The organism is Dietzia maris (assembly GCF_014144855.1).
Lineage (GTDB): Bacteria > Actinomycetota > Actinomycetes > Mycobacteriales > Mycobacteriaceae > Dietzia > Dietzia kunjamensis.
Genome location: NZ_JAALDN010000325.1, coordinates 1 through 1,033, shown reverse-complemented (window position 1 = coordinate 1,033; position 1,033 = coordinate 1). Strand labels below are relative to the sequence as shown.

Genomic DNA, 1,033 nt, shown 5'->3' with positions numbered 1-1,033 from the left:
ACGACGAGTTCGCAGCAGAAGCGCGCGGCGAAGCCGACCGGGTCCAAGCCCGCAGCCTCCACACCGGCCGCGACCACACCGGCCGCGACCACGCAGACCGCGCCCACGCAGACCGCGCCCACGCAGACCGCGGCCGGGCCCGATCGTCGGACAACCGCGCCGGAGGCTCCCGCGGGACCGGGTACCCCCGACGATGCCGCCCAGGCACCGACCTACAGCGCGCCCGCGGCTACAGTCCTTGGCGACGACGAGATCTCGGCGACGCCGACCCCGCCGATCGAGACCCTGCCCGCCCCGGACCCGACTGGAGATGAGACCTCATCGGACACCCAGACCGGTCAGGTGTGACCGCCGCGCCCCACGACCCCGCCACACTGGCGAGCGCGCCCCCGACCCGCGATCCGCGGGCGCCCTTCGGCATCTACCTCCACGTGCCGTTCTGCTCCACCCGGTGCGGATACTGCGATTTCAACACCTACACCGCCGGCGAACTCGGCTCGGCGACCTCCCCGGTCGACTGGGAACGGGCCGCGGCCATCGAGATCGACCGGGCCGCGCAGGCCCTGGCCGCGACGGGCACGCCCCCACAGGTCGACACGGTCTTCATCGGCGGCGGCACCCCGTCGCTGGTCGGCGCGGACGTCCTCGTGGGCCTGCTCGAGCGCATCGACTCGACCTTCGGGCTGGCGCCCGGCGCGGAGGTCACCACCGAGAGCAACCCGGAGTCCACCTCGCCGGAGTTCTTCGCCCGACTGCGCGAGGGCGGATTCACCCGCATCTCGCTGGGCATGCAGTCGACGGCAGCCCACGTCCTGCGCGTGCTCGACCGGACCCACACCCCCGGACGCCCGCAGGAGGCGGTGGCCGAGGCCCTGCGGGCCGGGTTCGAGCACGTCAACCTCGACGTCATCTACGGCACCCCGGGCGAGACGGACGACGACCTGGCGCGGACACTCGACGCGGTCGTCGACGCCGGGGTCGACCACGTCTCCGCCTACTCGCTGATCGTGGAGGACGGCACCGCGCTGGCCCG

At 73.7% G+C, this 1,033-nt stretch carries 1 protein-coding gene and 1 pseudogene; both read left to right on the top strand.

Annotated features, from left to right (window positions below; genetic code table 11):
* Nucleotides 1-348 (top strand): annotated as a pseudogene (locus tag G6024_RS11090) (hypothetical protein); the annotation flags it as partial.
* Between the two features lie 26 nt (nucleotides 349-374).
* The coding region (locus tag G6024_RS11085) for a coproporphyrinogen-III oxidase family protein (protein WP_194307387.1) at nucleotides 375-1,033 on the top strand (659 nt) is incomplete at its 3' end.